The following is a 346-nucleotide window of genomic DNA, read 5'->3' as shown; positions in this document are numbered from 1 at the left end:
GCGGACATTGCGGGTAATACGGCAACTTCTAGCGATACGATCGTCAAAGATACGTTAGCGGACATCAGTGTCGATTTTGATGGTTTTGGTGATGAGTATTACAACTCTGCCGAGGTCAGTAATGGCGCATTGGTCGGCACGGTGACCAATGTTGAGGATGGCCAAACAGTATCAATCACTATTACGGATATTGATGGCAAGTCAGAAAATTATACCGCGACAGTGACTGCTGGCGAGTGGACTCTAACTGGCCAAGATTATTCAGCTTTCGCTGAAGGTGAGTTAACGGTTGAAGCAAGCGTTACGGACATTGCCGGTAATACAGCAACTTCTAGCGATACGATCG

Annotated in this window: 1 protein-coding gene; it reads left to right on the top strand. The window is 47.1% G+C overall.

From position 1 onward, the window contains the following. On the top strand, positions 1-346 hold a 346-nt coding region (locus ACFI6G_RS22245), incomplete at both ends, for an Ig-like domain-containing protein (protein WP_462710489.1).

The organism is Vibrio sp. PSi01 (genome assembly GCF_054960695.1).
The sequence above is the reverse complement of the archived record's forward strand: the minus strand, read 5'-3'. Positions and strand labels throughout refer to the sequence as shown.